The 25805-nt window shown below is 62.4% G+C and carries 24 protein-coding genes; 5 read left to right on the top strand and 19 right to left on the bottom strand.

The genetic code is table 11. The annotated features are described in order from the left end of the window. From HU731_RS05230 to HU731_RS05200, 7 genes are all read right to left on the bottom strand, one after another. Positions 1 to 861: a branched-chain amino acid ABC transporter permease gene (locus HU731_RS05230; RefSeq protein WP_003192337.1), complete on the bottom strand. Its 861-nt coding sequence runs from the start codon at positions 859 to 861 to the stop codon at positions 1 to 3. 56 nt (positions 862 to 917) lie between these two features. After that, positions 918 to 2120 carry an ABC transporter substrate-binding protein gene (locus HU731_RS05225; protein ID WP_056787294.1) on the bottom strand — a complete coding sequence of 401 codons (1203 nt, stop codon included), beginning with the start codon at positions 2118 to 2120 and terminating at the stop codon, positions 918 to 920. Positions 2121 to 2358: 238 nt separating this feature from the next. Then, entirely contained in the window at positions 2359 to 3126 is a 768-nt protein-coding gene (locus tag HU731_RS05220) for a FadR/GntR family transcriptional regulator (protein ID WP_032896439.1), read from the bottom strand. A gap of 108 nt (positions 3127 to 3234) precedes the next feature. Continuing rightward, positions 3235 to 3990, bottom strand: coding sequence for an alpha/beta hydrolase family protein (locus tag HU731_RS05215; protein WP_186608965.1), 756 nt, complete (start codon positions 3988 to 3990; stop codon positions 3235 to 3237). 107 nt (positions 3991 to 4097) lie between these two features. Next, positions 4098 to 5510: an efflux transporter outer membrane subunit gene (locus HU731_RS05210; RefSeq protein ID WP_186608966.1), complete on the bottom strand. Its 1413-nt coding sequence runs from the start codon at positions 5508 to 5510 to the stop codon at positions 4098 to 4100. Beyond that, on the bottom strand, positions 5503 to 7485 hold the full coding sequence (locus tag HU731_RS05205) for a MacB family efflux pump subunit (RefSeq protein ID WP_186608967.1): 1983 nt from the start codon (positions 7483 to 7485) through the stop codon (positions 5503 to 5505). Before HU731_RS05205 ends, HU731_RS05210 begins: the two co-directional genes overlap by 8 nt. Continuing rightward, the gene (locus HU731_RS05200; RefSeq protein ID WP_003192327.1) at positions 7475 to 8644 is read right to left on the bottom strand and encodes an efflux RND transporter periplasmic adaptor subunit; all 1170 of its coding nucleotides are present in this window, start codon (positions 8642 to 8644) and stop codon (positions 7475 to 7477) included. Before HU731_RS05200 ends, HU731_RS05205 begins: the two co-directional genes overlap by 11 nt. Before the next feature lie 326 nt (positions 8645 to 8970). On the opposite strand from HU731_RS05200, the gene HU731_RS05195 reads away from it, so the two are divergent. The 4 genes from HU731_RS05195 to HU731_RS05180 all read left to right on the top strand — a co-directional run bounded on the left by HU731_RS05195 (position 8971) and on the right by HU731_RS05180 (position 13182). Then, positions 8971 to 9453 (top strand): sigma-70 family RNA polymerase sigma factor, encoded by a 483-nt coding sequence (locus tag HU731_RS05195; RefSeq protein ID WP_186608968.1) that lies wholly within the window; start codon positions 8971 to 8973, stop codon positions 9451 to 9453. A 119-nt stretch (positions 9454 to 9572) separates the two neighbouring features. After that, positions 9573 to 10910, top strand: coding sequence for a lysine N(6)-hydroxylase/L-ornithine N(5)-oxygenase family protein (locus HU731_RS05190; protein ID WP_186608969.1), 1338 nt, complete (start codon positions 9573 to 9575; stop codon positions 10908 to 10910). 173 nt (positions 10911 to 11083) lie between these two features. Next, positions 11084 to 12304: a putative DNA modification/repair radical SAM protein gene (locus HU731_RS05185; protein WP_186608970.1), complete on the top strand. Its 1221-nt coding sequence runs from the start codon at positions 11084 to 11086 to the stop codon at positions 12302 to 12304. Next, positions 12301 to 13182: a TIGR03915 family putative DNA repair protein gene (locus tag HU731_RS05180; RefSeq protein WP_186608971.1), complete on the top strand. Its 882-nt coding sequence runs from the start codon at positions 12301 to 12303 to the stop codon at positions 13180 to 13182. Before HU731_RS05185 ends, HU731_RS05180 begins: the two co-directional genes overlap by 4 nt. Positions 13183 to 13330: 148 nt before the next feature. On the opposite strand, the gene HU731_RS05175 is transcribed toward HU731_RS05180, so the two are convergent. The 7 genes from HU731_RS05175 to ctlX all read right to left on the bottom strand — a co-directional run bounded on the left by HU731_RS05175 (position 13331) and on the right by ctlX (position 19212). Beyond that, on the bottom strand, positions 13331 to 13828 hold the full coding sequence (locus HU731_RS05175; RefSeq protein ID WP_003192319.1) for an Lrp/AsnC family transcriptional regulator: 498 nt from the start codon (positions 13826 to 13828) through the stop codon (positions 13331 to 13333). Between the two features lie 4 nt (positions 13829 to 13832). Further along, positions 13833 to 14663, bottom strand: coding sequence for an ABC transporter ATP-binding protein (locus tag HU731_RS05170; protein WP_202889578.1), 831 nt, complete (start codon positions 14661 to 14663; stop codon positions 13833 to 13835). Positions 14664 to 14666: 3 nt separating this feature from the next. Then, complete coding sequence (locus HU731_RS05165; RefSeq protein WP_014719024.1) at positions 14667 to 15380, bottom strand: ABC transporter permease; 714 nt, start codon at positions 15378 to 15380, stop codon at positions 14667 to 14669. Then, complete coding sequence (locus HU731_RS05160; RefSeq protein ID WP_186608972.1) at positions 15377 to 16078, bottom strand: ABC transporter permease; 702 nt, start codon at positions 16076 to 16078, stop codon at positions 15377 to 15379. Before HU731_RS05160 ends, HU731_RS05165 begins: the two co-directional genes overlap by 4 nt. A gap of 142 nt (positions 16079 to 16220) precedes the next feature. Beyond that, a complete protein-coding gene (locus HU731_RS05155; protein WP_032896457.1) occupies positions 16221 to 17000 on the bottom strand; it encodes an ABC transporter substrate-binding protein in 780 nt (259 codons plus the stop codon). 227 nt (positions 17001 to 17227) lie between these two features. Next, entirely contained in the window at positions 17228 to 18274 is a 1047-nt protein-coding gene (gene ocd, locus HU731_RS05150; RefSeq protein WP_098950920.1) for an ornithine cyclodeaminase, read from the bottom strand. Between the two features lie 11 nt (positions 18275 to 18285). Continuing rightward, positions 18286 to 19212, bottom strand: coding sequence for a citrulline utilization hydrolase CtlX (gene ctlX, locus HU731_RS05145; RefSeq protein WP_186608973.1), 927 nt, complete (start codon positions 19210 to 19212; stop codon positions 18286 to 18288). A gap of 283 nt (positions 19213 to 19495) precedes the next feature. Here ctlX and HU731_RS05140 point away from each other — a divergent pair, with 283 nt between their 5' ends. Continuing rightward, on the top strand, positions 19496 to 20392 hold the full coding sequence (locus HU731_RS05140; RefSeq protein ID WP_186608975.1) for a GNAT family acetyltransferase: 897 nt from the start codon (positions 19496 to 19498) through the stop codon (positions 20390 to 20392). A gap of 43 nt (positions 20393 to 20435) precedes the next feature. Here the strand turns inward: HU731_RS05140 and HU731_RS05135 are convergent, their stop codons facing one another. The 5 genes from HU731_RS05135 to HU731_RS05115 form a co-directional block, all read right to left on the bottom strand. Beyond that, on the bottom strand, positions 20436 to 20717 hold the full coding sequence (locus HU731_RS05135; protein ID WP_186608977.1) for a hypothetical protein: 282 nt from the start codon (positions 20715 to 20717) through the stop codon (positions 20436 to 20438). Between the two features lie 164 nt (positions 20718 to 20881). After that, on the bottom strand, positions 20882 to 21901 hold the full coding sequence (locus HU731_RS05130; protein ID WP_186608979.1) for a branched-chain amino acid aminotransferase: 1020 nt from the start codon (positions 21899 to 21901) through the stop codon (positions 20882 to 20884). 194 nt (positions 21902 to 22095) lie between these two features. After that, positions 22096 to 23475, bottom strand: coding sequence for a dihydrolipoyl dehydrogenase (gene lpdA, locus HU731_RS05125; RefSeq protein WP_186608982.1), 1380 nt, complete (start codon positions 23473 to 23475; stop codon positions 22096 to 22098). Between the two features lie 4 nt (positions 23476 to 23479). Further along, on the bottom strand, positions 23480 to 24745 hold the full coding sequence (locus tag HU731_RS05120) for a dihydrolipoamide acetyltransferase family protein (RefSeq protein ID WP_186608984.1): 1266 nt from the start codon (positions 24743 to 24745) through the stop codon (positions 23480 to 23482). After that, complete coding sequence (locus tag HU731_RS05115; protein ID WP_017136257.1) at positions 24746 to 25804, bottom strand: alpha-ketoacid dehydrogenase subunit beta; 1059 nt, start codon at positions 25802 to 25804, stop codon at positions 24746 to 24748. Position 25805: the final 1 nt, after the last annotated feature.

Here is a 25805-nt window from a genome sequence, read left to right as displayed (position 1 = left end):
TCAGGCTCTCCCGAACAGGCCATAAGGGCGCACCAGAATCACCACGGCCATGGCGCCGTAGATCATCAGGCTCGCACCCTGGGGCCAGAGTGTGGTCATCAGGCTTTGCACCACGCCGACCAGCAAACCGCCGACCAGCGCACCGCTGAACGAGCCCATGCCGCCGATCACCACCACCACGAAGGCGATGCCCAGAATCTCCGGGCCGACAAAGGGCTGGGCGCCGCGCAAGGGCGCGAACAACACCCCGGCGACGCCGGCCAGGGCCACGCCAAGGGCGAAGGTCATGGAGAACAGGCGGAAAATATTGGTGCCCAGCAGCGACACGGTTTCGGTGCTTTCACTGCCGGCGCGCACCAGGGCACCGAAGCGCGTGCGTTCCAGCAGCAACCACAGGCCCAGGCCCACCAGCCCGGAAAACACGATGAGGAACAGGCGGTAGTAGGGGTAGACGAAATCACCCACCACCAGCACGCCGCGCAGCAACTCCGGTACGGCGACGCTTTTGCCCACCGGCCCCCAGATCATCACGCTGGCTTCCTGAATGATCAGGGCGATGCCCAAGGTCACCAGAATCTGGAACATGTGCGGCAAGTGGTAGATGCGCTGGATCAGCAAGCGCTCGATCACCCAGGCCAGCGCGGCCACCACCAGCGGCGCGATCAGCAGCGCCAGCCAGAAGTTGCCGGTAAGGCTCACCGCGGTGTAGCAGATGTAGGCGCCGAGCAGGAAGAACGCGCCGTGGGCGAAGTTGACGAAGTTGAGCAGGCCGAAAATGATCGTCAGCCCCACCGCGATCAGGAAGTAGATCATTCCCAACCCGAGGCCGTTGAGGATCTGGAACAGGTACAGATTAAGCATGCAGGCACCCTCCGCAGACGGCCGCTTGCACGGCCCTGCGCGACAAAGTTAAACGGTCAGCCGAGCGTGCAGCCCGTCGCCTCGACCGCAGGGAACGACTGGCCAGCGCTGAGCACTTTGGCCAGGTCGTCCTTGTCGGCCATGTCGCCGCTTGCCTTGCCGATCAGCAGGTAGTAATCCTTGATCACCTGGTGGTCGCCGGCGCGGATCGACTCCTTGCCGGTCGGGCCTTCGTAGCTCAAGCCCTGCATGGCCTTGGCCACGGTCGGGCCGTCGAAGCTGCCGGTGGCAATGATGGTGTCGAGCATGACTTTGGTGCTGATGTAATCGGCGGCCAGCGGGTAGGTGGGGTTGATGCCGTAGGTGGCCTGGGTGAGCTTGACCAGTTCGCGGTTGAGCGGGGTGTCGACCTGGTGCCAGTACTGCGCACCGAGGTACACGCCCTCAAGTACATCGCTGCCCAGTTCCTGGAATTGATCCAGGCCGGCAGACCACACCAGCAGCACCTTCATGCGCTCCTTGATGCCAAAGTTCACGGCCTGGCGCAGGGTGTTGGACGATTGGCTGCCAAAGTTGAGCAGCACCAGCACATCGGGCTTGGTAGAAATGGCGTTGGTCAGGTAGCCGGAGAATTCCTGTTCCTGCAGCGAGTGGTAGCTGTTGCCCACGTGTTCCAGGCCGTGCTCCTTGAGCACGTTCTTGGCGCCTTCGAGCAAGGCTTCGCCGAACACGTATTGCGGGGTGATGGTGTACCAGCGCTTGGCGTCCGGCAGCAGCTTGATCAGCGGCACCATGGTCTCGCGGATCGCGCCGTAGGTGGGCACCGACCAGCGGAAGGTTGCCTTGTTGCAATCCTTGCCGGTGACTTCATCGGCGCCCACCGGGGTCATGAACACACCGCTGGCCTTGTCCACTTCCTTGGCCACTGCCAGGGCGGAAGACGACAGCGTGCAGCCCTGGAAGAACCGTGCGCCGTCCTGCGCGATGGCCTCCTGCACCTTGCGCACCGCCTTGCCGGCGTTGCCTTCGGTGTCGATGACCTTGTAGTTCAGCGGGCGGCCGAGCAACTGGGCGTGTTGTTGCACCGCCAGGCGCGAACCCATATCGGCAAATTTGCCATAGCTGGCAAAGGCGCCAGACATGGACTTGAGGCCGTAAAAGGTAAAGGGCTCGGCGGCGAATGCCGAACGCACGCTCAGCGGAAGGCTGAGGGCGGCGGCCGCGGTGAGGCTGGCTTTCAATAACGTACGACGCTGCATGGGGTGACTCCCTGGTTTAGTTATTGGCAGGAGCGGCAAGGGCGATACGGTGGAGCAAGGGCCTGTGGGCAGGCCTGTTATTGGGTAACTCGACTCAACAGATGAACGCGGTCAAATGTGGGAGCTGGCTTGCCTGCGATGCAGGCGCCTCGGTATTACAGGGAGGGCCGAGTCGATGCCATCGCAGGCAAGCCAGCTCCCACACTGTTCGGGTTCCCAGCTTGGATTTTTGGTGTGCTTATGAGTGGTCGAACTCCAGTAGGAAGTGCGGGCTCACTTGGCCTTCCAGCGCGGTCATATGGTGTTCGGCATCGCACATGTGTTCATGCATCAAGCTGCGCACCGCGCTTTCATCCCCGGCGCGAAAGGCGATCAGCAGTTGCTTGTGATAGTCCAGGTTGGCCGCGTCGAATTGCTTGCGCTTGGGCTTGTAGGCTTTTTTCAGCACCACCAGGTCGCGCAGCAAGTCGTTGAGAAACTGCGCCATGAAGCTCAGCAGCGGGTTGGGGCAGGCCCGGGCCAGCAGGTTGTGAAACTCCAGTTCCGCCAGGCGCTGTTCGCGCTGGCCGGCTTCGCTGTCTTCGGGGGCGCTGCAAAAATCCACGTTGGCTTGCAGGGCGATGTAATCGTCTTCGCTCAAACGCCCGAGCACCGACACGGCCAGTTCCACTTCGATGACCTTGCGCAGTTGGTAGACCTGCTCGCCGTCCAGGTGCTGGAAGTGCAGGTAATTGCGCAAGGCGCGGCTGGCAGGTTCAGTGCCGGCCTGGTTCAAGTACGCCCCGCCGCTGGGGCCGGTGCGCGTGCTCACCAGGCCTTCGACCTCCAGCGCCTTGAGCGCTTCGCGCGCCGAGCCCTTGGAGCACTGGAAACTTTCCATCAGCTCGCGTTCGGTGGGCAAGCGGTCGCCGGGCTTCAAGGCGTCGGTGACGATCGAGCGCTTGACCGACTCGACAATCACATCGGACAGCTTCTGGCGTTTGCGGCGTAGCGGTCGACTCAGCATGGCGGTGATTTATCGTATTAATGCGGATAAATAGCACTTAATAACGATTGGGCAGATGCGTCAACGCAAGGGGTCGTTTTCGGTGAATAGGGGTCGTAAATGCGCAGATTATTCCCAGGCGCCCAAGTCCAGGCAGCGTGCGGACGCCGGCGGCTGCTTGCCATAGACCAAAAAATCCCCCAGCCAGCGGTTCACACAGCCGTCAGCGCCTGCGTGTGCCGACTCCTTGAGCAAGAGTTGCTCGACACCGGTGGCCAGTGGTTCGCCAGGCTCGGTATTGATCAGCACCATGCGCCCGACGCGTTCGGGAAACAACGTGCCGTAGCGGCTGCCGAGGCGGGTGGCAGCGGCGTTGCCCAGGTAGTTGAGGCGTGCCTCGCCCAGTTGCCCGCGCACGAACTCCATGTCCTGCGCGGCCTGGTCCACGCCATTGCCTTGGCGCAGGTCGCGGGTGCTCAGCTCGATCACGTCATACCGGTCGACCAGGGTGCGATAGGCCTGGGTGGCAAGCGACTCCCACCGACTGGCCAGGTGAAGGACGAAGGGGGCGCCTTTGGCCTGTTGGGGGTCGCCGGCCTGGATGAACACCACACCTTCACGGTTGAGCGGCTGCCGTGCGCCTACCCGTGTCACGCTCAGGCGGATACGGCCGCGTTGGGGTTCGGCATGGTCGCGGGGCACGCTGACCAGGCCGCATTGGGTGCGGCCAACCACTTCCGGGTCCAGGCGTGCGGTTGCAGTGAGGGGGCAGTCCAGCAACCAGTCGATTGCGGTGGGCGCGATCAAGGGCTCGGCCAGCGCCAGGTTCGGTATCAGCCAGCAGCCAATGCAGGCCAGGCCTTTTACAACAACGCTGGGTTTCATCATGAGGTCCCGGGCATCCGTGTGATAACGGCTTTTTTACCAAGGACCTTGGGGTGGAAAATGTAAGGTGAAGAAACAACTCATGTATGAAATATGAGTTTCGTTTATCAGATATCGGTGTTCCAGCCACCGCCTAGTGCCTTGTACAGGGCGATGCTGGCTTGCAGGCGCGACAGGCGCAGCAGCACGTTCTGGTCCTGGGCGTCGTACAGGGTGCGTTGGGTTTCCAGGACCGTGAGCAGGTCTTCGGCGCCGGCTTCATAGCGGCTTTGGGCAATCTGGAAGGCGGTCTGCGCCTGTTGCAGTTCCTCGGTTTGCCACTGGCGTTGCTGGTCCAGGCGGGTGATGCTGCTGAGGGCTTTTTCCACATCGGCAAAGCCGTTGATGATCGCCCCGCGGTAGGTTTGCAGCAGTTCATCCTGGCGCGCCCGAGCCTTGTCGCGCTCGGCGCTCAGCCGGCCATTGTTGAAGATCGGCGCCATCAGGCCCGAGGTCAGGGTGTAGAAGGGGCTGCGCAGGATCTCTTCGGCCTTGGACGCACCCGAGCCTAGCGTTGCACCCAACGTCACCGTCGGCAGCATGGCTGCACGGGCCACCGTGACGTCGGCACTGGCCGCCGCCAACTGGGCCTCGGCCTGGGCGAGGTCGGGGCGCCGGCTCAATAACTGGCTGGGCACGCCGGGCCCGATACTTGGCCAGCTCAGTGCCTGGAAGGGTTCTGTGCCCAGCTCCAGGGCCTGCACGGGTTGGCCGAGCAAGGCGGCGAGGGTGATTTGCGCTTCTTCGGCCGATTGCTGGATCAGCGGCAGTTGCCGTTGCTGACCGGCCACCAGGCTTTTCTGTTGCGCCAGTTCCAGGGCCGTGGCGGAACCGGCATCAAAGCGGGTCTGTACCAGGTTCAGTACATTGCGCGCATTCGCCAGGTTGAGCTCGGCAATCTGCAAGCGCTGGCGGGCGGCCAGGGTTTGCGCGTAGCGGTCGGCGACGTTGCTGAGCAGGGTCAGCTCCACGTTGGCCTGATCGAACTCACTGGCCTGCAGGCTGTGCACGGCGCTGTCGCGGGCAGCGGCGCGGCCACCCCAGAAGTCGATTTCGTAGCTGGCCGTGAGGTTGGCGTCATAGTTGGTGACGGTCCTGTTGCTCTCGGTGGCGTCCAGCTCCGAGTTGCCGCTGCCGCGCAACAGCCGTTGGCGGCTGGCGCCGAGGTTGAACTTCAGCTCCGGCAACAACGGTGCACCGGCAATCACCGCCGTGGCCTGGGCTTGGCGGACACGTGCCATAGCGGCCGCCACGTCGAAGCTGTCACGGCGGGCCTGGTCGATCAGGCGGTTCAACGCCGGGCTGCCAAACTGCGTCCACCAGCGTTGATTGGTGGCCTGGTTTGCCTCACGTTCGGCATAGTGCCAGGCGGCGGGCGCAGCGATGCCGCTGTCGATGGCGGGCGGGTTAGCGCCACAGGCCGTGAGCAACAGGCACACACTGAGCGCTGACAGTTGTGGAGTGAGAGATCGTTTATTCACTGGTCAACGCCTTAACCGGATCGAGCCGGGCAGCTTTACGGGCCGGCATAAAGCCGAATACGACACCGGTGACCAGCGCACAGCCAAACGCACCGAGCACCGCCACCAGGGAAAACTGCACCGCCACTTCAGCCAGAACCAGCACGCCGCCCACCAGCAAGGCCAGGGCAATACCGAACAGGCCACCGACCACCGAAAGCATCACCGCTTCGGTGAGGAACTGGCGCAGGATGTCGCGCTGGCGAGCCCCGGTGGCCATGCGGATGCCGATTTCACGGGTGCGTTCGCGCACGGTCATCAACATGATATTCATCACGCCGATGCCGCCCACCAACAGCGAAATCGCCGCAATCGAGCCGAGCATCAGCGACAGGGTGTTCTGGGTACGCGCTTCGGCCTGGATCATCGCGGCATTGTTGGTCAGCTCGTAGTCGCGCTTGCCGTTGTGCAGCTTCAGCATCAACTGGTCGATGGCCCGTTCGGCTTCATGCACCTTGCGCGCATCGGTGGTGGCAATCGCCACGTATTCGGGGTTGTAGCTGCCGAACAGGCGGACGCTGGCGGCGCTGTAGGGAATGGCGACACGGTCGTCACTGTCCTTGTTGCCGGAGCTGGAGCCTTTTTCCGCCAGTACGCCGACCACCTGGAAGGGCACGTTCTCGATCAGGATGTACTGGCCGATGGGGTTGGCCACGTCCTTGAACAATTTTTGGCGGATGCGCGCGCCAATCACGGCGACCGTGGCGGCGGCGCGTTCGTCGGCCTCGGTGAAGTAGCTGCCCTCGACCACCGGCCAGTTGAAAATCTCCGGGAAGTTGGTGTCGTTGCCCCCCACATAGGCCATGTAGTCGACATTGCCGAAACGCACACCCGCGTCGGTGCCGTTGACCGGCATGATGCGCTTGACCTGAGGCAGCGTCGCCAGGGCAGCGACGTCGTTGAGGGACACGATACCCAGCGGCGTACGCGGGTTGGGCGAAGACCCGCTGAGGTAAATGATATTGGAGCCGAACGCGCCCATCTGCGCCATGACCTGGCGCTTGCTGCCTTCGCCCACCGCCAGCATCACCACCACCGACGCGACGCCGATGATAATGCCCAGCAGCGTCAGCGCCGTGCGAAAACGGTTGATCCACATCACCCGCCAGGCGGCTTGCACCGCGTCCACCAATTCGGCTTTCCAGGCGCCATTGTGCTCGGCGCCGTCGGCCAGGCGTTGGCGCAGGTCTACGGCGTGCAAGGCGCCGGCCGCCACGCTGGGGGTGGCCGCGCGGGTGTCTGCCGAGTCGCTGATGATCTGGCCGTCGCGAATCTCGATGATGCGGTTGGCCCGCGCCGCCACTTCACGGTCGTGAGTAATCAGGATGACCACATGGCCCTGGCTCGCCAGTTCGTCGAGCAAGGCCATGACCTCGGCGCCGCTGTGGCTGTCGAGGGCGCCGGTGGGTTCGTCGGCGAGGATGATATGGCCGCCGTTCATCAGCGCGCGGGCGATGGACACCCGTTGCTGTTGCCCACCGGACAACTGGTGCGGCCGATTGCCGGTGCGCTCGGCCAGGCCCAGGCGGGTGAGCAGGGCGCGTGCGCGGGCATGGCGCTCGGTGGCGCTGATGCCGGCATAGATCGCCGGCATCTCGACGTTTTCCTGGGCAGAGCCTGAGGGAATCAAATGGTAGCCCTGGAACACGAAACCAAAGGCTTCGCGGCGCAGCCAGGCCAATTCGTCGCTGCCCAGGTGGGCGACGTTTTCCCCGGCGAACAGGTAGTCACCCTCGGTGGGGCGGTCGAGGCAGCCGAGGATGTTCATCAGCGTCGATTTGCCCGAGCCCGACGCGCCGACAATGGCGACGAACTCGCCGGCATGGATCGACAGGTCAATGCCACGCAACACATCGACCTGTGGGCTGTCGCCGCCGCCGTAGGATTTGCGCAGGCCTTTGAGTTCAATCAGGGGCGTGGTCAATTCAGCCCCCATGGCTGTCAGCCGGGCCGATCAACAGGTGGTCGCCCTCGTTCAGCCCGCCGAGCACTTCGACGCGCAGGCGGTCGCTGATACCCAGGCGCACTTCGCGGTCTTCGATGGCACCGTTTTTGGCCACCACCCGGGCGATTTGCGCTGCGGAGCCGGGCACACCTTGCAAGGCAGCGACCGGTACGGTGAGGGCATCTTTAACCTGGCTTGCGACGAAAAAGACCTGGGTGGTCATCTCGGCCATCAGCGCGTTGTCGGCGTTGTCTACGTCGAGCAGAACGGTGTACAGCACCACTCGGCCAGTGCCGCTCTTGCTGGTGCTGCTCGGGCTGCCGTTGCTCTGGGTTTCGTTCAAGGGCTTGGGCGGGATCGGCAGGATCTGGCGCACGGTGCTGGTCCAGCGCCGGCTGCCCCCGCTCAGGGTGGTGAAATACGCGCTCATGCCGGGTTTGACATGGCCGATGTCGGCTTCGGAGACTTCCGCCCACACCGTCATGGGCGACAGCTTGGCGATGCGCAGGATCAGCGGGGTTTGCTGTTGCGCGTTGAGGGTCTGGCCGACGCGCGCGTCCACGGCCACCACGGTGCCGGTCATCGGTGCGTAGATGCGTGTGTAGCCCAACTCGGCCTCATCGCTGCGCAGGCTGGCCTGGGCCTGGCGGATCTGTGCCTGGAACATCTCGACCCGGGCCTGGGTCGCGCGCAGTTCAGCCTTGGCAGTCTGCACGTCTTCCTCGCGGGTGGCGTTGCCGGCACTCAGGCGCTGCTGGCGCTGGTACTTCTGGCGGGCCAGTTGGTGCTGGGCTTTCTGCTCCTGCAACTGGGCCTGCAGGTTTTCGATGGCATAGCGGCTGGCGTCGAGCTTGGCTTTTTGCGTGGCAGGATCGATCTCCACCAGCAATTGGCCTTCCTGGACCTGGTCGCCGGCCTCGACGTGGATCTTGCGGATCTGCCCGGAGGCCTGGGCGCCGACGTCCACATAGCGTCGCGGTTGCAGGGTGCCCAGGGCGGTGACGCTGTTTTCGATGTCGGCGCGGGTCACGGTGACGGTGGCCAGGGCATCGCGGCCCGGCGTCAGGCCCTGCCAGGTGGCAAACGCAACGATGGGAATCAGGCACGCCACCACAAGCAGGGCGCGTCGGGCAGGTCGAGGGCGTTTCATGGGTAGCTTCCAGCCAGGAAAGTTCGGGGCGCAGTCGCGCAGAGCTGACAGGTAAACGAGGAAAATGCCCCGGAATTTAGGCTGTTACATAAGTAGTTACAGCTCCAGTGGCGAAAAAAACCGACCGCTGATGAGAGAGTTCTTTAAAAGTAGATGAGAATTACTATAAATTGCACACACTCAAACTGCCATCATCGGTGATGGCAAAACCGCCAATGGTTGAGGGTGCGTCCAGGTAAGGGGATGTGCTCTTGGGTTTTTCGCGAGCAAGCTCGCTCCTACAGGGGGTGGGTGTCGTTTGTAATAAGGCCGTGGGGTCAGGAGTCATGTTGGAAAACTACTATCGCGAGCTGGTGTGTTTCCTCAACGCCAAGCTGGGCAACCGTCAGGTGGCCGAAGATGTGGTGCATGACGCTTATGTGCGGGTGCTCGAGCGCGCAAGCGACACCCCGATCGAACAGCCCCGCGCCTTCCTGTACCGCACCGCCTTGAACCTGGTGATCGACGGTCATCGGCGCAACGCCTTGCGCCAGGTTGAGCCCCTGGAGGTGCTGGACAGCGAAGAACGCTTCGCCGCCTGTTCACCCCACGCCAGCCACGACCAGGGCCAGCGCCTGGAGATGCTCGAACGCGCCTTGGCCGAGCTGCCGGCGGCCTGTCGCGACAGTTTCCTGTTGCGCAAACTCGAAGGCCTGTCCCACCTGCAAATTGCCGAACGCCTGAGCATTTCCCGCAGCCTGGTGGAAAAACATATCGTCAACGCGATGAAGCACTGCCGGGTACGTATGCGCGAGTGGGAAGCGCACTGATCGGCTGTTAGTTAAATTTTATTTCACTGTCCTCGTTTCCTATCAACACACGGCCTGTTGTTCAGGCCATGAAGGTATTCCCGCCCCACCGCCATGGGGCTTATCCAGAGGACACTGGAATGACACAGGCAATTGCTTCGCCCGCGGTTCATGACCTGATCGGGATCGGTTTCGGCCCTTCGAACCTGGCGCTGGCCATCGCCCTGCAGGAGCGTGAAAAGGCCCAGGGCAAGCTGGACGTGCTGTTTCTCGACAAACAAGCCGACTACCGCTGGCACGGCAATACCCTGGTGACCCAGAGCGAACTGCAGATTTCCTTCCTCAAGGACCTGGTGACCCTGCGCAACCCCACCAGCCCGTACTCCTTCGTCAACTACCTCAAGGCCCACGACCGCCTGGTGGACTTCATCAACCTGGGCACCTTCTACCCCTGCCGCATGGAGTACAACGACTACCTGCGCTGGGTGGCGGGGCAGTTCCAGGCCCAGGCCAACTACGGTGAGGAAGTGCTGGCCATCGAGCCGATCCTGCATCAGCAGCAGGTCGAGGCCTTGCGCGTGATCTCCCGCGATGCCCAGGGCGAGCAGCATGTGCGCACCACCCGTTCGGTGGTGGTCAGCGCCGGCGGCACGCCGCGCGTCCCCGATGCGTTCAAGGCGCTCAAGGGCGACAGCCGGGTGTTCCACCATTCCCAATACCTGGAGCGCATGGCCAACCAGCCGTGTGTAGACGGCAAGCCGATGCGCATCGCCGTGATCGGCGGTGGCCAGAGCGCGGCGGAAGCCTTTATCGACCTCAATGACAGCTTCCCGTCGGTGCAGGTCGACATGATCCTGCGCGGCTCGGCGCTCAAACCGGCCGATGACAGCCCGTTCGTCAACGAAGTGTTCTCGCCGGCCTTTACGGACCTGGTATTCCAGCAAGTCGGTGCCGAGCGTGAGCGTTTGGTCGCCGAATACCAGAACACCAACTACTCGGTGGTGGACCTGGACCTGATCGAGCGCATCTACGGGATTTTCTACCGCCAGAAAGTCTCCGGCATCGCCCGCCAGGCGTTCCGTACCCTCACCGTGGTGGAGAAGGCCACCCCTGGCCCGCTGGGCATCGAACTGGCCCTGCGTAATACCGCCACCGGCGAAACCAGCCTCAACCATTACGACGCGGTGATCCTGGCCACCGGCTACGAGCGCCAGATGCACCGTGAACTGCTGGCGCCGCTGGAGGCCTACATGGGCGACTTTGAGGTGGCCCGCGACTACCGCATCGTCACCGACGAACGCTGCAAGGCCGGCATCTACATCCAGGGCTTCAGCCAGGCCAGCCATGGCTTGAGCGATACCTTGCTGTCGGTGCTGCCGATTCGGGCCGATGAGATTGCGGCGTCGTTGTATGCGCTGGACCATCACCGTGGCAAAGCGCGTTCGGTGCAGGACTTGCTGCTGGCAACCGCCAGCTGACCGATCCCCTGTAGGAGCGAGCTTGCTCGCGAAGCACGTCAACGCTAACGCGCCTCTTCTGAATGAACGCGGCGCTCTCGCGCTCTTCGCGAGCAAGCTCGCTCCTACAGACGGCACTTGTGACAAGGTGTGGCTATTGGTACTGTACAAAAAACCAGTATCGGTAGCCCTCCATGCAGTTGATCGAAAAACTCAGCATCCTCGCCGACGCCGCCAAGTACGACGCGTCCTGCGCCAGCAGTGGCGCGCCCAAGCGCAGTTCCGAGGGCAAGGCGGGGCTGGGCTCCACCAATGGCATGGGCATCTGCCATAGTTACACGCCCGATGGCCGTTGCGTGTCGTTGCTCAAGGTGCTGCTCACCAACTTCTGCCTCTACGACTGCCAATACTGCGTCAACCGCCGCTCCAGCGACGTGCCCCGTGCGCGCTTCAGCCCGGAGGAGGTGGTCACCCTGACCCTGGATTTCTACAAGCGCAATTGCGTCAGCGGGCTGTTCCTCAGCTCCGGCATCATCCGTTCGTCGGACTACACCATGGAACAATTGGTGCGGGTCGCCAAGCTGCTGCGCGAAGAGCATGACTTTCGCGGCTATATCCACCTCAAGACCATCCCCGATGCCGACCCGGCCCTGATCGCCGAGGCTGGCCGTTATGCCGATCGCCTCAGCGTGAATATCGAACTGCCCACTGATGCCAGCCTGCAAACCCTGGCGCCCGAGAAGCAGATCGGCTCGATCAAGCAGGCCATGCAGACCATCTACACCGGCGAGCAGACGGTACTCAACGAACCCCGCGCGCCACGTTTCGCCCCGGCCGGGCAGAGCACGCAAATGATCGTCGGTGCCGACGACACCGACGACAGCACCATCCTGCACGGTGCCGAGGCGTTGTACGGCAATTTCAAGCTGCGCCGCGTGTATTACTCGGCATTCAGCCCCATCCCCAACAGTCCGAAAAGCGTACCCTTGGCCGCGCCGCCCTTGATGCGCGAGCACCGCTTGTACCAGGCTGATTTCCTGTTGCGCAGCTACGGTTTCAGCGCCAATGAGCTGTTCGCCGGCCCCGGCCACCTGGCACTGGATATCGACCCCAAGCTGGCCTGGGCCCTGGAGCATCGCGAGGTGTTCCCCCTGGACCTGAACCGCGCCGAGCCTACCCTGATCGCACGTATCCCCGGTATCGGCCTGCGCACCACCCAGCGCCTGGTCGACCTGCGCCGTGAACGCAAGATCCGCTTCGAAGACCTGGCGCGCATGCGCTGCGTGCTGGCCAAGGCCAAGCCGTTTTTCATCACCAGCGACTACCACCCGCAACAGGCCGACAGCACCAGTGTGTTGCTGCGTGAACAACTGCGTGATCGCCCGCAGCCGCAACAGATGGGGCTGTGGGGATGATCAGCCTGGAATGCGACAACCTGTTCAGCACCTGGCGCGAACAGGCACGCTGGTTGCTCAGCCATCAGGTCGACCCCAGCCAGGTCAGCTGGGGCCAGATGCAGGCGGCGGACCTGTTCGCCACCGATGAACCGATCCCGCCGGAGTTGGGGCCGTTTCAGGCGCGCATACCCAAGGCGCTGTTGCAATTACTGGAGTCCGCCGCCTGTTATCACGGTGATCAACGCTGGAGCCTGTTGTATGAAGTGCTGTGGCGGGTCAGCCATGGTGATCGCACGGCCATGCTCGCGGGGGACAAGCTTGGCAGCGAATTGCAGCGGCGCATCAAGCAAGTCAGCCGGGAGGCTCACCACTTGCACGCGTTTGTGCGCTTCATCGCGCTGCCGGCCGGGGCGGGGCCGGAACTGCCGGAGTACGTGGCCTGGCATGAGCCGGCCCATGACATTCTCAAGAGCGCCAGCGAGCATTTTATCGGGCGCATGGGCCGCCATCGCTGGATGATCGCCACGCCCCTGGACGGGGTGTATTACGACGGCGAGCAACTGATTCACCAGCGCCAGTGCCCCGAGGCCTGGCAGCAATTGGCACAGAATGTCGAAGACCCCCACAGCGCCATGTGGTTGACCTACTACAGCCACATCTTCAACCCGGCGCGGTTGAATCCCAAGGTTATGGAAGGGCATTTGCCCAGCCGCTTCTGGAAGAATTTGCCGGAGGGCAAGTTGATTCCGGGGCTGATCAGCGAGGCGCGTACGGGCAAGCAAAAGGATGGGCAGGCGAAGCTGGTGGGGGCCAAGCCAGGCAAAAGAATTGCAAACCCACTCAATGTGGGAGCTGGCTTGCCTGCGATGGCGGTCGACCAGTCAGATGTGGGGTGACTGATGCACCGCTATGTTGATCGTTCCCACGCTCTGCGTGGGAATGCCACCCTGGACGCTCCGCGTCTGCTCTTGAAGTTGTGACGCGGAGCGTCATTGGATGCGTTCCCACGCAGAGCGTGGGAACGAGCTACACAAACCAACTGGATCAGGCCAGTTCGGTCGCAGTGTTCTTGACCACCGCCAACTCCGGATGCGCCACCAACTTATCAATGTGCAACTCATCATTGTTCAACCAGGTCTCGGTCAGCACCCGGTAATGCTCCATGTCGCGGCAACGCATGCGCAGGCTGTAATCGAACGGCCCGCTGATCAACTGGCATTCGAACACCTGCGGGCAGGCTTTCACGCAGGCTTCGAACGCCTTTTGCGCCGAGCGCCCGCTTTGGTTGGACAAGGCCACCAGCACCAGCAGCGACAGCCCCGGTGAGACCATCTGCACATCGATGATCGCCCCATACCCACGGATCACCCCGCGTCGCTCCAGCTTGCGCACCCGCTCCAGGCAGGGCCGGGGGGTGAGGTGCACCAATGACGAGAGCTTTTCGTAGGTGATACGCCCCTGATGCCTGAGTACGTCGATGATCGCTTCGTCGATGCGATCCAGCGTAGGGGAAGAATGGGGTCCGTTGGCCTTGGTATCCATGAGTTCACTTCAAACGGTTGGAAAGAAATTGCTGCAAGCGTTCGCTGGTGGGATGGTCGAGGATCTCGGCGCCGCCGTGTTCCTCGACTCGGCCCTGGTGCAGGAACAGCACTTGGCTGGACACCTGGCGGGCAAAGCCCATTTCGTGGGTGACCATCAGCATGGTACGACCTTCCTCGGCCAACGTCTGTATGACTTTAAGCACTTCTCCTACAAGTTCTGGGTCCAGGGCCGAGGTGGGTTCATCGAACAGGATAATCTCCGGCTCCATCGCCAGCGCCCGCGCAATGGCCACGCGCTGCTGCTGGCCGCCGGACAGGAACGCCGGGTATTGGTCCGCCACGCGGCTGGGCAGGCCGACCTTGTCCAGGTACAGCCGCGCACGTTTCTCGGCTTCGGCGGCGCTCACGTTCAGCACCCGGCGCGGGGCCATGGTGATGTTTTCCAGCACGGTCATGTGGCTCCACAGGTTGAAATGCTGGAACACCATGGCCAGGCGCGTGCGCAGGTTTTGCAGTTGCGCCTGGTGCGGTGCGCGAGTGCCGGCGCGGCCTGGCTGCATTTCGATGCTGATGCCGTCCAGGGTGATCACCCCGGCGTCGGGCTGTTCCAGAAAGTTGATGCACCGCAGCATCGTGCTTTTGCCCGAGCCGCTGGCGCCGATCAGGCTGATCACATCGCCCTGGCGGGCATTGAGGGACACGCCCTTGAGCACTTCGTGTTCACCGTAGCGTTTATGGATGCCTTCGACTTGCAGCTTGATGGCCGCCGTGGCGGTTTTGCTGACGGGTACATCTATTGGATAAGCGGCCAGGGCCTGCGCGGACTGATTCATGGGTTAGCCTCGGGTAGGAACAAGAAAGCGCATCCAGCGACGTTCGGCCAGCCTGAACAGGCCCACCAGTGCAAAGGACAGCAGCATGTAGAGCAGGGCGGCGATGCCGAAGGCCTGGAAGGTCAGGAACGTTTCGGCATTCGCATCGCGGGCGACCTTGAGGATGTCGGCGACGGTGGCCGTAAACGCCAGCGACGTGGCGTGCAGCATCAGGATCATTTCATTGCTGTAGGCCGGCAGGGCGCGACGCAAGGCGGCGGGCACGATCACAAACAGGTTCAGCCGCCAGCCGTGCAAGCCATAGGCGCGTGCCGCTTCGATCTCGCCATGGGGAATGTTGCGGATCGCCCCGGCGAAGATTTCCACGGTGTAGGCGCAAGTGTTGAGTACAAACGCCAACAGCGTGCAGTTCAGCGCATTGCGAAAAAACTGGTTGAGCAAGGCGTTGTCTTGCACCACTTCCAGGCTATACAGCCCGGTGTAGCAAATCAGCAGTTGGATATACAGCGGCGTGCCACGGAACAGGTAGGTGTAGACCTCCACCGGCCAGCGCAGCCAGAAGTGCTCTGACACGCGTGCCAGCGCCAGGGGGATCGACAGGCCAAAGCCCAGCACCACCGAGATAATGAACAGCCACAAGGTCATGGCGACACCGGAGAGGCCGCTGCCATCGCTGAACAGGTAGGCCAGGCCGTATTGCTGGAACAGTTCGATCATCGCGCCATCCCCTTGATGCCCAGGTTGTAGCGCCGTTCCAGGCGCTTGAAGATGCGGTTGGAGAGGGTGGTAATCACCAGGTACACCAGGCCCGCGAGGATCAGGAAGTACAGCGGCTCGCTGGTGGATTTGCCGGCGTTTTGCGCGGCCTTGACCAGGTCTGACAGGCCGATGATCGACACCAGCGCCGTGGACTTGAGCAGCACCAGCCAGTTATTGCCCAGACCCGGCAGGGCAAAGCGCATCAGTTGCGGGAACAGCACCAGGTGAAAGCGCTGCCAGCGGCTCAGGCCGTAGGCGGTGGCGGCTTCCAGTTGGCCTGCCGGCACATTGAGGATCGCGCCCCGGAAGTTCTCGGTGAAATATGCACCGTAGATAAACCCCAGGGTGATCACCCCGGCGGTAAACGGGTCGATTTCAACGTAGTCCCAGCCGAACGCTTCGGTCAGATCGTTGAGCCACAGTTGCAGGCTGTAGAAGATCAGCAGGATCAGCACCAGGTCCGGCACGCTGCGAATCAACGTGGTGTAGAGCGTGGCCGGCACGCGCAGCCATTTGGCGCTGGAGAGTTTGGCGCCAGCGGCGACCAGGCCCAGGGTAAGGCTCAGGGCCAGGGCGAGGAACGCCAGCTTGAGCGTCATCCAGGCACCCTGGGCCAGCATGGGGCCGTAGCCTTGCAGGTTGAGGAGGTCGTTCATGGAAAGGAGATCTCTTTATATGTAGGAGCGAGCTTGCTCGCGAAAAACTCAAGGGCGGCGCGTTCATGCTGGTTTAACGCGTTATCGTTGACGATTTTCGCGAGCAAGCTCGCTCCTACAGGGGGTTTTGCTAGCGCGGGTATTACTCGTTGTAGATGTCCTGATCGCCAAAGTATTTCTTCTGGATCTGGGCGTAGGTGCCATCGGCCTGGACGGCGGCGATGCCCTTGTTGATCAGCTCACGCAATGCCTGGTCGTTCTTGCGCAGGCCCATGGCGATGTCCAGGGGCAGGGTCGGGTCCTTGAAGGCCGGGCCGGTCTTGAAGTCGGCGCCTTCGGGTTTGGACAGGAAGTTGAGCTGGGCTTCGAGCTTGTCGGTCAGGGTGGCGTCGAGGCGGCCATTCTGCAGGTCGGCGTAGTTCTGCTCCTGAGACTGGTACGCCTTGATCTGTGCACCGAGCTTGGCCAGGTGCGCGCGGGCATAGGCTTCCTGCAACGAGCCTTGCAGCACGCCAACTTGCTTGCCGTTCAGCGATTCGGGGGTATCACCGAAGGTGGCGTTTTTGCGGGTGATCACCGAGGTGGGGCTGAGGAACAGGCGGTCGGTGAAGTCGATGACTTTCTCGCGGGCCGGGGTCACGGCCATGGAGGACATGATCGCGTCGAACTTGCGCGCCCGCAGGGCCGGGATCATGCCGTCAAATTCGTTGTGCACCCAGGTGCATTTCACTTCGAGCTTGGCGCAGATGGCGTTGCCCAATTCGATATCGAAACCTTGCAGGCTACCGTCGGCGGCGACGGATTCGAAGGGCGGGTATTCGGGGAACACGCCAAACCGGATTTCTTTCCAGTCCTGGGCGTGGGCAGCAGTGGCGCACAGTGGCAACAGCAACGCAGCGAAGAGTGATCGCAGAGGAGTCATGTGTCGGTCCCTATATTTTGTAATTGATGTCAGGGGCAGTGAATAACTGGGAGCAGAGAATGCTTCATGATGGTGCGTTTTTTGTGTCGTTTACCCCCTGCGCAAAGCGCAAATTGCGCTGTTAAAACAAGCAATGCAGCGGAATCGGCTGCGGCACCGGCAAAATCGGCTTTAAGCCCATCAAAATCTGGCCTGCCCTGGGCGCAAAGCGGCAGGCCAGAGCGGTTTCAGGCGCGCTTTTTGTGCTGTACAACCGGTTGCTGGGCCAGGCGTGCAAACAGGTCTTTCGGGTCGGCCAGGTCTGGCACCAGTTCCAGCTCGCTGCCCACATCCAGCGCCTTGGCCACGTCCAGTACGTAGCGCAGGGCCGAGTAGTCTTCGATGGCAAAACCCACCGAGTCGAACAGGGTGATTTGGCGGTCATTCTCGCGGCCGGGCTGTTGGCCATTGATCACTTGCCACAGCTCGGTGACCGGCGAATCTTCGGGCATATGCTGGATTTCGCCTTCGATGCGGCTTTGCGGTTCGTACTCGACGATCACCCGGGCGCGCTCGACGATACGGCGGTCCAGCTCGGTCTTGCCCGGGCAGTCACCGCCCACGGCATTGAGGTGCATGCCCGGCTCGATCATTTCGTCCGTCAGGATGGTGGCGTAGGCTTTGTCGGCCGTAACGGTGGTGACAATGTCCGCGCCTTTGACCGCCTCGGCGACGCTGGCGGCCAGGATCACCTTGATCGCCGGGAACGCCTTGAGGTTGGCGGCGAGCTTGGCGGTGGCCTGGGGGTCGATGTCGAACAGGCGGATTTCCGTAATGCCGAGCATGGCGTGGAAGGCAAGGGCCTGGAATTCGCTTTGGCAGCCGTTGCCGATCAGCGCCATGCTGCGGCTGTTGGCGCGGGCCAGGTAACGGGCGACCAGGGCCGAGGTGGCAGCGGTGCGGATCGCGGTGGTGAGGGTCATTTCCGCCAGCAGCACCGGTTTGCCGGTGTCGACGTCGCCCAAGGCACCGAACGCCATCACGGTGAGCATGCCGGCCAGGGTGTTTTTCGGGTGGCCGTTGACGTACTTGAAGGCGTACAGCGAGGCGTCGGACACCGGCATCAGCTCGATCACGCCATCCGGTGAATGGTTGGCCAGGCGCGCGCATTTTTCGAAATCCTGCCAACGCAGGTAGTCGGCGCGAATGTAGTCGGCCATCTCGGTGATGCAGGTTTGCAGGCCTTTTTGCGAAACCAGGTAGCTGAGGTCGTTGACGTCGATATAACGGGTCATGGCAAGACTCCTTATTGAAATGAGGGACGGGCCGGCAGATGCACTTCGGCCAGCATGCAGCGGGCACTGCCGCCGCCGATGCGTTCGATGTTGTCGATATTCACCACCACCGGCCGCGTATGGCGCTCCACGTGCTGGCGCTGCGCCGGCTGCAGGGCGCCCCAGGCGCTGGCGGACATCACCAGCAACGGCTGGCCGTCCCGGTCGTGGACCTCCAGCATGTTGCCGGCGAAGGCTTCCAGCTGGTCGAAGTCCAGGCTGAGGATGTCCTTGCCGGTGTCACGCAGGGAGCGTTCCAGGGCCAGGCGCTCGCTGTCGTCGGGCAGGGCTTGCAGGCACACCACCGCGAGGTCGCGGCCAACGCTCATCATCACGTTGCTGTGGTAGATCGGTGCCTGGTGGCGGTCCAGGGCGTGGAACACGCAGAGTTGGTAGTCGAGGCGTTCAGCAAACTGGCGCAGCGCCGCGTGGTGGGTGCGCCCCGAATGGCAGGCGTAGCTGATGCGGTGCTGGCGGTCGAGCACCATGCTGCCGGTACCTTCCAGGAAGATGTTCTGTTGTTCCAGGTGGCTGAGGTCGATGGTGGTGTTGATCGCAAAGCGTTGCTCCAGGACTTGCAGCACGCCCTTGTTGCGCTCCAGTCGGCGGTTCTGGCCCTCCATGGGGTAGAGCACCAGGCTGCCGTCGGCATGGCTGCTCCACCAGTTGTTGGGGAAGATCGAGTCGGGCGTGTGGGGCGCCGGCGTGTCCTGCACCACCAGTACCTCCACGCCGTGCTGGCGCAGGGTGTCGACATAACCGTCGAACTCCTCCAGTGCTTTGTGCTGTGCGCTGAGCGGGTCCAGCGGCGGGCGTTGGAAGCGGTTGTTGATCGCGGTATCCGGGTTGAAGGCAAAGCGCGCCGGGCGGATCATCAGGACGGTGTTGGTGGTTTGCATGGGGGCACGGGTCCGTGGTGGATCTTGTACCGCTATTTTGTGCGTTGTGAGGAAAGGATCCCGGCTGAAACAGCGGGGTGGCTCAGCCAAGAAAGCTGAAAACGGGAGTGGCGCAGCCGAATCGGCTGCCGGCTTGAAATGCGATCAAAGGGTGGGAGCTGGCTTGCCTGCGATAGCGGTGTGTCAGCCCCATTTATCTGGCTGACACACCGCTATCGCAGGCAAGCCAGCTCCCACATTGGTATTGTGGTGATTGTTATCGTTGTGTCCGCCAGGAGGAACCATGTCTACCGCTGTTCGCCTTGCCCAACCTTCAGATGCCGAGGGCATCAGCCAAGTCATCCTGGCTGCGCTGCACAGCAGCAACGCACGGGATTACCCCGCGGATGTGATTGCGCGGGTTGCCAGCAACTTCACCCCCGACGCTGTGCTGGCGTTGCTCCAGCGGCGGGTGGTGTTAGTGGCAACTCAGGCTCAACTGATCGTCGCGACGGCCGCACTGGATGGCAATGTGGTGCGCTCGGTGTTCGTCAACCCAGCGCTGCAAGGGCAGGGTATTGGCCGATTGTTGATGATCGAGATCGAACTGCGTGCCCGTGAAGCCGGCGTGACGGTCTTGAGCGTGCCGTCCTCGCTGACGGCGCAAGCCTTCTACGCCAAGTTGGGTTTTCACAACGTGCGCGACGTGTACCACGGCAACGAGCGCACGCTGGTGATGGAAAAGGCGCTGTTGTCCCGCCACCCCATCGGGCCGTATCGCGACCGTCAACACCGTGCCCAGGTCATCGAGTTATGGCAGCAGGCGTTTGGCTATGACACGGCCCATAACCTGCCGAGCCTGGCGATTGATAAGAAACTGGCGGTCAATGACGGGTTGTTCTTTGTCGCCACTGACAACAAAGCCGTGATCGGTACCATCCTCGCTGGCTATGACGGCCATCGTGGCTGGTTGTATTCGGTGGCGGTACATGCCGACTATCGGCGCCATGGCCTGGGATCGTCGTTGGTGCGCTATGCCGAACAGGCGTTGACGGCGCTGGGTTGCATGAAGATCAACCTGCAGATCACCGGCGGCAATGACGCGGTGGTGGGGTTTTATGAGGCGCTGGGGTATGGGGTGGAGCCGAGGATCAGTATGGGCAAGAGGATCGTTGAGTGTATTCCAGGACAAAGTAGATGACCGACAGCAATCTGATCATCCGTCTAACCTTTAAGGCTTACGCTTATTTTTTTTTCCGCTTCGCGGTATAGCCTTTCATTGCCGCAAAAGCATTCGCCAAGTTCAGAAACAGGATCTTGTCGTCAATGTCCCCTTCGACATCGCCGTCACCGTCGGCATCCCCCGGGCTTGAGGAACGGTCATAAAAACCATTTTTTTCGCTGGAGCTGGCATACACCAGAAGCGGGTCGGGATCGTTGGGGGCATTCAGTACTTCCATCAATATTTCTTTGCTTGCGTCACCTTCGAAGTCATTTGTCGTGAGGTGAATAATAAAGCTGCCCATGAGGTATCTCCTTGAGGTTTGGTGAGAATCCAGCCTCTGCATTTATAATCTCGATCCCTGGGCATCTCTACTGTCAAACTTGACAGGGTGGATGTATTTACAGTTGATCGTTCCCACGCTCTTGAAGGCGCAGAAACCAGTGTGGGAGCTGGCGTTTATGGCTGTTAGACCTTGACGATCCAACCCGCTGGCGCTTCCACGTCACCGGTCTGTACACCGGTCAGCTCTTTGTAGAGCTTCTGGGTGATCGGGCCGACTTCGGTCTCGCTGTGGAACACGTGCAGCTTGCCGTTGTACTGGATGCCGCCGATCGGCGAGATCACGGCAGCGGTACCGCAGGCGCCGGCTTCCTTGAATTGGTCCAGCTTGTCGATGAACACTTCGCCCTCGACCACTTCCAGGCCCAGGCGGGTCTGGGCCAGTTCGATCAGCGACAGGCGGGTGATGCCTGGCAATACCGAAGGCGACTTCGGTGTGATGAACTGGTTGTCGTGGGTGATCCCGAAGAAGTTGGCCGAGCCGACTTCTTCGATTTTCGAATGGGTCATCGGGTCCAGGTAGATCGCGTCGGCGAAGCCGGATTTCTTCGCTTCTGAACCTGGCATCAGGCTGGCGGCGTAGTTGCCACCGACCTTGGCGGCACCGGTGCCTTGCGGCGCGGCGCGGTCGTAGCCGGAGATCTGGAAGTTGTGCGGCACCAGGCCGCCCTTGAAGTAGGCACCGACCGGGATGCAGAACACCGAGAAGATGAATTCCGGCGCGGTACGCACGCCGATGTTGTCACCGGTGCCGATCACGAACGGGCGCAGGTACAGCGCGCCGCCACTGCCGTACGGCGGGATGAAGCGCTCGTTGGCCTGGACCACTTGCTTGCACGCCTCGATGAACGCGTCGGTCGGCACTTGTGGCATCAGTAGGCGGCCACAGCTGCGCTGCATGCGGGCGGCGTTCTGGTCCGGGCGGAACAGGTTGATCGAACCGTCCTTGCAGCGGTAGGCCTTCAGGCCCTCGAAGCATTGCTGGCCATAATGCAGGGCAGTGGAGCCCTCGCTGATGTGCAGCACGTTGTCGTCGGTCAGGGTGCCTGCTTGCCATTCGCCGTTTTTCCAGACCTGGAGAAACCGCTTGTCGGTCTTGATGTAGTCAAAACCCAGCTTGTCCCAATTGATGCTCTCGTTACCCATGACACCCTCTATCTCTGGTCAAGTCGGTTTTTTTCCTGGATGGGCGCAACAATACTGCATTCACAGGGCTGTTCGCATCCCCTGTAGGAGCGAGCTTGCTCGCGAAGAACGCAAGGACGCCGCGTTTAACCGGGTGGCCCGCGTTATCGTTGGCGATTTTCGCGAGCAAGCTCGCTCCTACAGGGGTTGTGGTTTTAAAGGTGCAACGCGTGGCCCAACGCCCGTAGCGCGGCTTCCTGCACCGCTTCACCCAGGGTCGGGTGGGCATGGATGGTGCCGGCCACGTCTTCCAGGCGCGCGCCCATTTCCAGGCTCAGGCCGAACGCGGTCGATAGCTCGGACACCCCAGCCCCCACGGCTTGCCAGCCCACAATCAGGTGATTGTCACGCCGCGCCACCACCCGCACGAAGCCGGCCTTGGACTCCAGCGTCATGGCCCGACCATTGGCGGCGAACGGGAAGCTCGACACGATGCAATCCAGGCCGGCCGCCTTGGCCTCGTCCGGGGTCTGGCCGACCACCACCAGTTCCGGGTCGGTAAAGCACACCGCGGGTATTGCCGCCGGGTTGAATTCGCGGGCTTTGCCGCTGATCAGTTCGGCAACCATTTCGCCCTGGGCCATGGCCCGGTGCGCCAGCATCGGCTCGCCACTGAGGTCGCCAATGGCATAGACGTTGCGCATGCTGGTCTGGCAGCGGCTGTCGATCTTGATCGCCGCGCCGTTCATGTCCAGGTTCAGCGCTTCGAGGTTCCAGCCTTGGGTGTTGGGTTTGCGCCCCACGGCCACCAGCACTTGGTCGGTGTCCAGCGCCAAGGTGTCGCCGTTGGGCGCGCGCACTTGCAGTTTGCCGTCGGTAAAACCGGTGACGCTGTGTTCCAGGTACAGCTTCACGCCGAGTTTTTTCAGGGATTCAGCCACCGGCAGGGTCAGCTCGGCGTCGTAGGCCGGCAGGATGTGGGCCTGGGCCTCGACCACACTGACCTCGGCACCGAGCTTGCGGTAGGCGATACCCAGTTCCAGGCCGATATAACCACCGCCCACCACGATCAGGCGCTTGGGTACGCGGGTCGGTGCCAGGGCTTCGGTGGAGGAAATGATCGGCCCGCCAATCGGCAGCATCGGTAGGTTGACGCTTTTCGAGCCAGTGGCCAACAACAGGTGTTCGCACTGAATGCGCTGCTCGCCCACCTCGACGGTCTTGCCGTCGATGACCTTGGCCCAGCCATGGACCACCTGCACCTTGTGCTTTTTCAGCAGCGCGGCGACGCCGGTGGTCAGGCGGTCGACGATACCGTCTTTCCATTCCACGCTCTTGCGGATGTCCAGGGTCGGTACGTCCACTTCAATGCCCAGTTGCGAGCCCTGGCTATGGTGCACGGTTTGCTGGAACTGCTCGGCCACATGGATCAGCGCCTTGGAGGGAATGCAGCCGATGTTCAGGCAGGTGCCGCCCAGTGCCTGGCCTTCCACCAGGATGGTTGGGATGCCCAGTTGGCCTGCGCGAATCGCCGCCACATAACCGCCGGGACCGCCGCCGATAATCAGCAGCGTGGTGTGCAATGTCTGAGTCATGCCCTTACTCCAGGAACAGGCTGGCGGGTTGTTCGAGCAGGCCGCGAATGGCCTGGATGAATTGCGCCGCGTCCATGCCATCGACCACACGGTGATCGAAGGAGCTGGAGAGGTTCATCATCTTGCGCACCACGATCTGGCCCTTGATCACCATCGGCCGCTCAACGATGCGGTTGACGCCGACGATGGCCACTTCCGGCAGGTTCAGCACCGGCGTGCTGACGATGCCGCCCAGAGCGCCAAGGCTGGTCAGGGTGATGCTCGAACCGGACAGCTCTTCACGGCTGGCCTTGCCTGTACGTGCGGCATTGGCCAAACGTGCGATTTCTTCGGCAGTGCCCCACAGGCTGCGGGCTTCGGCGTGGCGCACCACTGGCACCATCAGGCCCACGTCGCTTTGGGTGGCGACACCCACGTGCACGGCGCCAAGGCGCGTGATGACTTGGGCTTCGTCGTCGTAGCGAGCGTTGATCTGCGGGAAGTCGCGCAAGGCGACAACCATGGCCCGTACGATAAACGGCAGCAGGGTCAGCTTGCCGCGTGTCGCCCCGTGCTTCTCGTTAAGGTGCACGCGCAACTCGTCGAGGGCGGTGACGTCGATCTCTTCCACGTAGCTGAAATGCGCGGCGCGGCGCGTGGCGTCCTGCATGCGCTGGGCGATCTTGCGGCGCATGCCGATCACCGGGATCTGGTGTTCGTCAGTGCGCTCGGCATACGGGTTGGCGGCGCTGGCGCCCGTTGCCGGGCCCTGGCGCAAATAAGCCTCCAGGTCTTCATGCAGAATCCGCCCCGCAGGCCCTGTGCCCTGGACCAGGCGCAGTTGAATCCCGGCATCCAGCGCGTGTTTGCGCACGGCAGGCGAGGCCAATGGGCGTTCGCTGGCTTCGCGGGCCACGGGGGCTTGCGGTGCTTTCACTACTGCTGCGGGCTTGCTTTCTACCGGCGCCTGTACCGGTTTGGCTTCGGCCACAGCAGGCGCGGCTTTCGCAGGTTCGGCAACCACCGGCACATCCTTGGTATTGCCTGCGCCTTCCACTTCAATGCTGATCAAAATACTGCCCACTGCCATGACCTCACCCGGCTCGCCGGCGAGGGAAATCACCTTGCCGTGGACCGGCGAGGGAATATCCACCATCGCCTTGTCGGTCATCACATCCGCCAGCACCTGGTCTTCAACGACCAGGTCGCCGACCTTTACATGCCATACCGACAATTCAACTTCCGCGATGCCTTCGCCAATGTCCGGCATCTTGATAACGTGCGTGCCCATTCAGACCTCCATGACCCGTTTCAACGCCGCGCCCACTCGGGACGGCCCTGGGAAATACGCCCACTCCTGCGCGTGCGGGTAGGGGGTGTCCCAACCGGTGACGCGTTCGATCGGCGCTTCCAGGTGGTGGAAGCAATGCTCTTGCACCAGCGAGACCAGCTCGGCACCAAAGCCGCAGGTGCGCGTGGCTTCATGCACCACCACGCAACGGCCGGTCTTTTTCACCGAATTGACGATGGTCTCCAGGTCCAGGGGCCACAGGCTGCGCAGGTCGATGACCTCGGCGTCGATGCCGGTTTCTTCGGCGGCAACTTGCGACACATACACGGTGGTGCCATAGGTCAGCACGGTCACGGCCGAGCCTGGGCGCACGATGGCGGCCACGTCCAGGGGCACGGTGTAGTAACCGTCCGGCACCTGGGCTTGGGGGTGTTTGGACCACGGCGTTACCGGGCGGTCGTGGTGGCCGTCGAACGGGCCGTTATACAGGCGCTTGGGTTCGAGGAAGATCACCGGGTCATCGTTTTCGATGGAGGCAATCAGCAGGCCCTTGGCGTCATAGGGGTTGGACGGCATCACCGTGCGCAGGCCGCACACTTGCGTGAACACCGCTTCGATACTCTGGCTGTGAGTCTGGCCGCCGTAGATGCCGCCGCCGCAGGGCATGCGCATGGTCAGTGGTGCGGTGAATTGGCCGGCCGAGCGATAACGCAGGCGCGCCGCCTCGGAAATGATCTGGTCGGTGGCGGGGTAGACGTAGTCGGCGAACTGGATTTCCGCCACTGGGCGCAAGCCATAGGCGCCCATGCCCACGGCCACGCCGACGATGCCGCTTTCCGAGATGGGGGCGTCGAACACCCGTGAGCTGCCGTACTTGGTCTGCAAGCCTTCGGTGCAACGGAACACGCCGCCGAAGTACCCGACGTCCTGGCCGAACACCACCACGTTGTCGTCACGCTCAAGCATCACATCCATGGCCGAGCGCAGGGCCTGGATCATGGTCATGGTGGTGGTGGTCATGGCGGTTTCCAGTTCGATACTGTTGTTGTGGTCGTTCATG

Origin of the sequence: Pseudomonas salmasensis, from assembly GCF_014268375.2 — a bacterium.
GTDB lineage: Bacteria > Pseudomonadota > Gammaproteobacteria > Pseudomonadales > Pseudomonadaceae > Aquipseudomonas > Aquipseudomonas salmasensis.
Note: the sequence above shows the minus strand (reverse complement) of the source record. Positions and strands in the feature narration are given on the sequence as shown.

Coding starts and splice junctions, on each gene's coding strand:
- ocd (WP_098950920.1), bottom strand. CDS start 18,274: ATGACCCGTTATATCGACGTCAACGACCTCAGCTACCTGGTTTCGCAA.
- ctlX (WP_186608973.1), bottom strand. CDS start 19,212: ATGCAAACCACCAACACCGTCCTGATGATCCGCCCGGCGCGCTTTGCC.
- HU731_RS05120 (WP_186608984.1), bottom strand. CDS start 24,745: ATGGGCACGCACGTTATCAAGATGCCGGACATTGGCGAAGGCATCGCG.
- HU731_RS05170 (WP_202889578.1), bottom strand. CDS start 14,663: ATGAATCAGTCCGCGCAGGCCCTGGCCGCTTATCCAATAGATGTACCC.
- HU731_RS05175 (WP_003192319.1), bottom strand. CDS start 13,828: ATGGATACCAAGGCCAACGGACCCCATTCTTCCCCTACGCTGGATCGC.
- lpdA (WP_186608982.1), bottom strand. CDS start 23,475: ATGACTCAGACATTGCACACCACGCTGCTGATTATCGGCGGCGGTCCC.
- HU731_RS05165 (WP_014719024.1), bottom strand. CDS start 15,380: ATGATCGAACTGTTCCAGCAATACGGCCTGGCCTACCTGTTCAGCGAT.
- HU731_RS05230 (WP_003192337.1), bottom strand. CDS start 861: ATGCTTAATCTGTACCTGTTCCAGATCCTCAACGGCCTCGGGTTGGGA.
- HU731_RS05220 (WP_032896439.1), bottom strand. CDS start 3,126: ATGCTGAGTCGACCGCTACGCCGCAAACGCCAGAAGCTGTCCGATGTG.
- HU731_RS05190 (WP_186608969.1), top strand. CDS start 9,573: ATGACACAGGCAATTGCTTCGCCCGCGGTTCATGACCTGATCGGGATC.
- HU731_RS05225 (WP_056787294.1), bottom strand. CDS start 2,120: ATGCAGCGTCGTACGTTATTGAAAGCCAGCCTCACCGCGGCCGCCGCC.
- HU731_RS05115 (WP_017136257.1), bottom strand. CDS start 25,804: ATGAACGACCACAACAACAGTATCGAACTGGAAACCGCCATGACCACC.
- HU731_RS05155 (WP_032896457.1), bottom strand. CDS start 17,000: ATGACTCCTCTGCGATCACTCTTCGCTGCGTTGCTGTTGCCACTGTGC.
- HU731_RS05215 (WP_186608965.1), bottom strand. CDS start 3,990: ATGAAACCCAGCGTTGTTGTAAAAGGCCTGGCCTGCATTGGCTGCTGG.
- HU731_RS05195 (WP_186608968.1), top strand. CDS start 8,971: ATGTTGGAAAACTACTATCGCGAGCTGGTGTGTTTCCTCAACGCCAAG.
- HU731_RS05205 (WP_186608967.1), bottom strand. CDS start 7,485: ATGGGGGCTGAATTGACCACGCCCCTGATTGAACTCAAAGGCCTGCGC.
- HU731_RS05160 (WP_186608972.1), bottom strand. CDS start 16,078: ATGAACGACCTCCTCAACCTGCAAGGCTACGGCCCCATGCTGGCCCAG.
- HU731_RS05140 (WP_186608975.1), top strand. CDS start 19,496: ATGTCTACCGCTGTTCGCCTTGCCCAACCTTCAGATGCCGAGGGCATC.
- HU731_RS05180 (WP_186608971.1), top strand. CDS start 12,301: ATGATCAGCCTGGAATGCGACAACCTGTTCAGCACCTGGCGCGAACAG.
- HU731_RS05185 (WP_186608970.1), top strand. CDS start 11,084: ATGCAGTTGATCGAAAAACTCAGCATCCTCGCCGACGCCGCCAAGTAC.
- HU731_RS05135 (WP_186608977.1), bottom strand. CDS start 20,717: ATGGGCAGCTTTATTATTCACCTCACGACAAATGACTTCGAAGGTGAC.
- HU731_RS05200 (WP_003192327.1), bottom strand. CDS start 8,644: ATGAAACGCCCTCGACCTGCCCGACGCGCCCTGCTTGTGGTGGCGTGC.
- HU731_RS05130 (WP_186608979.1), bottom strand. CDS start 21,901: ATGGGTAACGAGAGCATCAATTGGGACAAGCTGGGTTTTGACTACATC.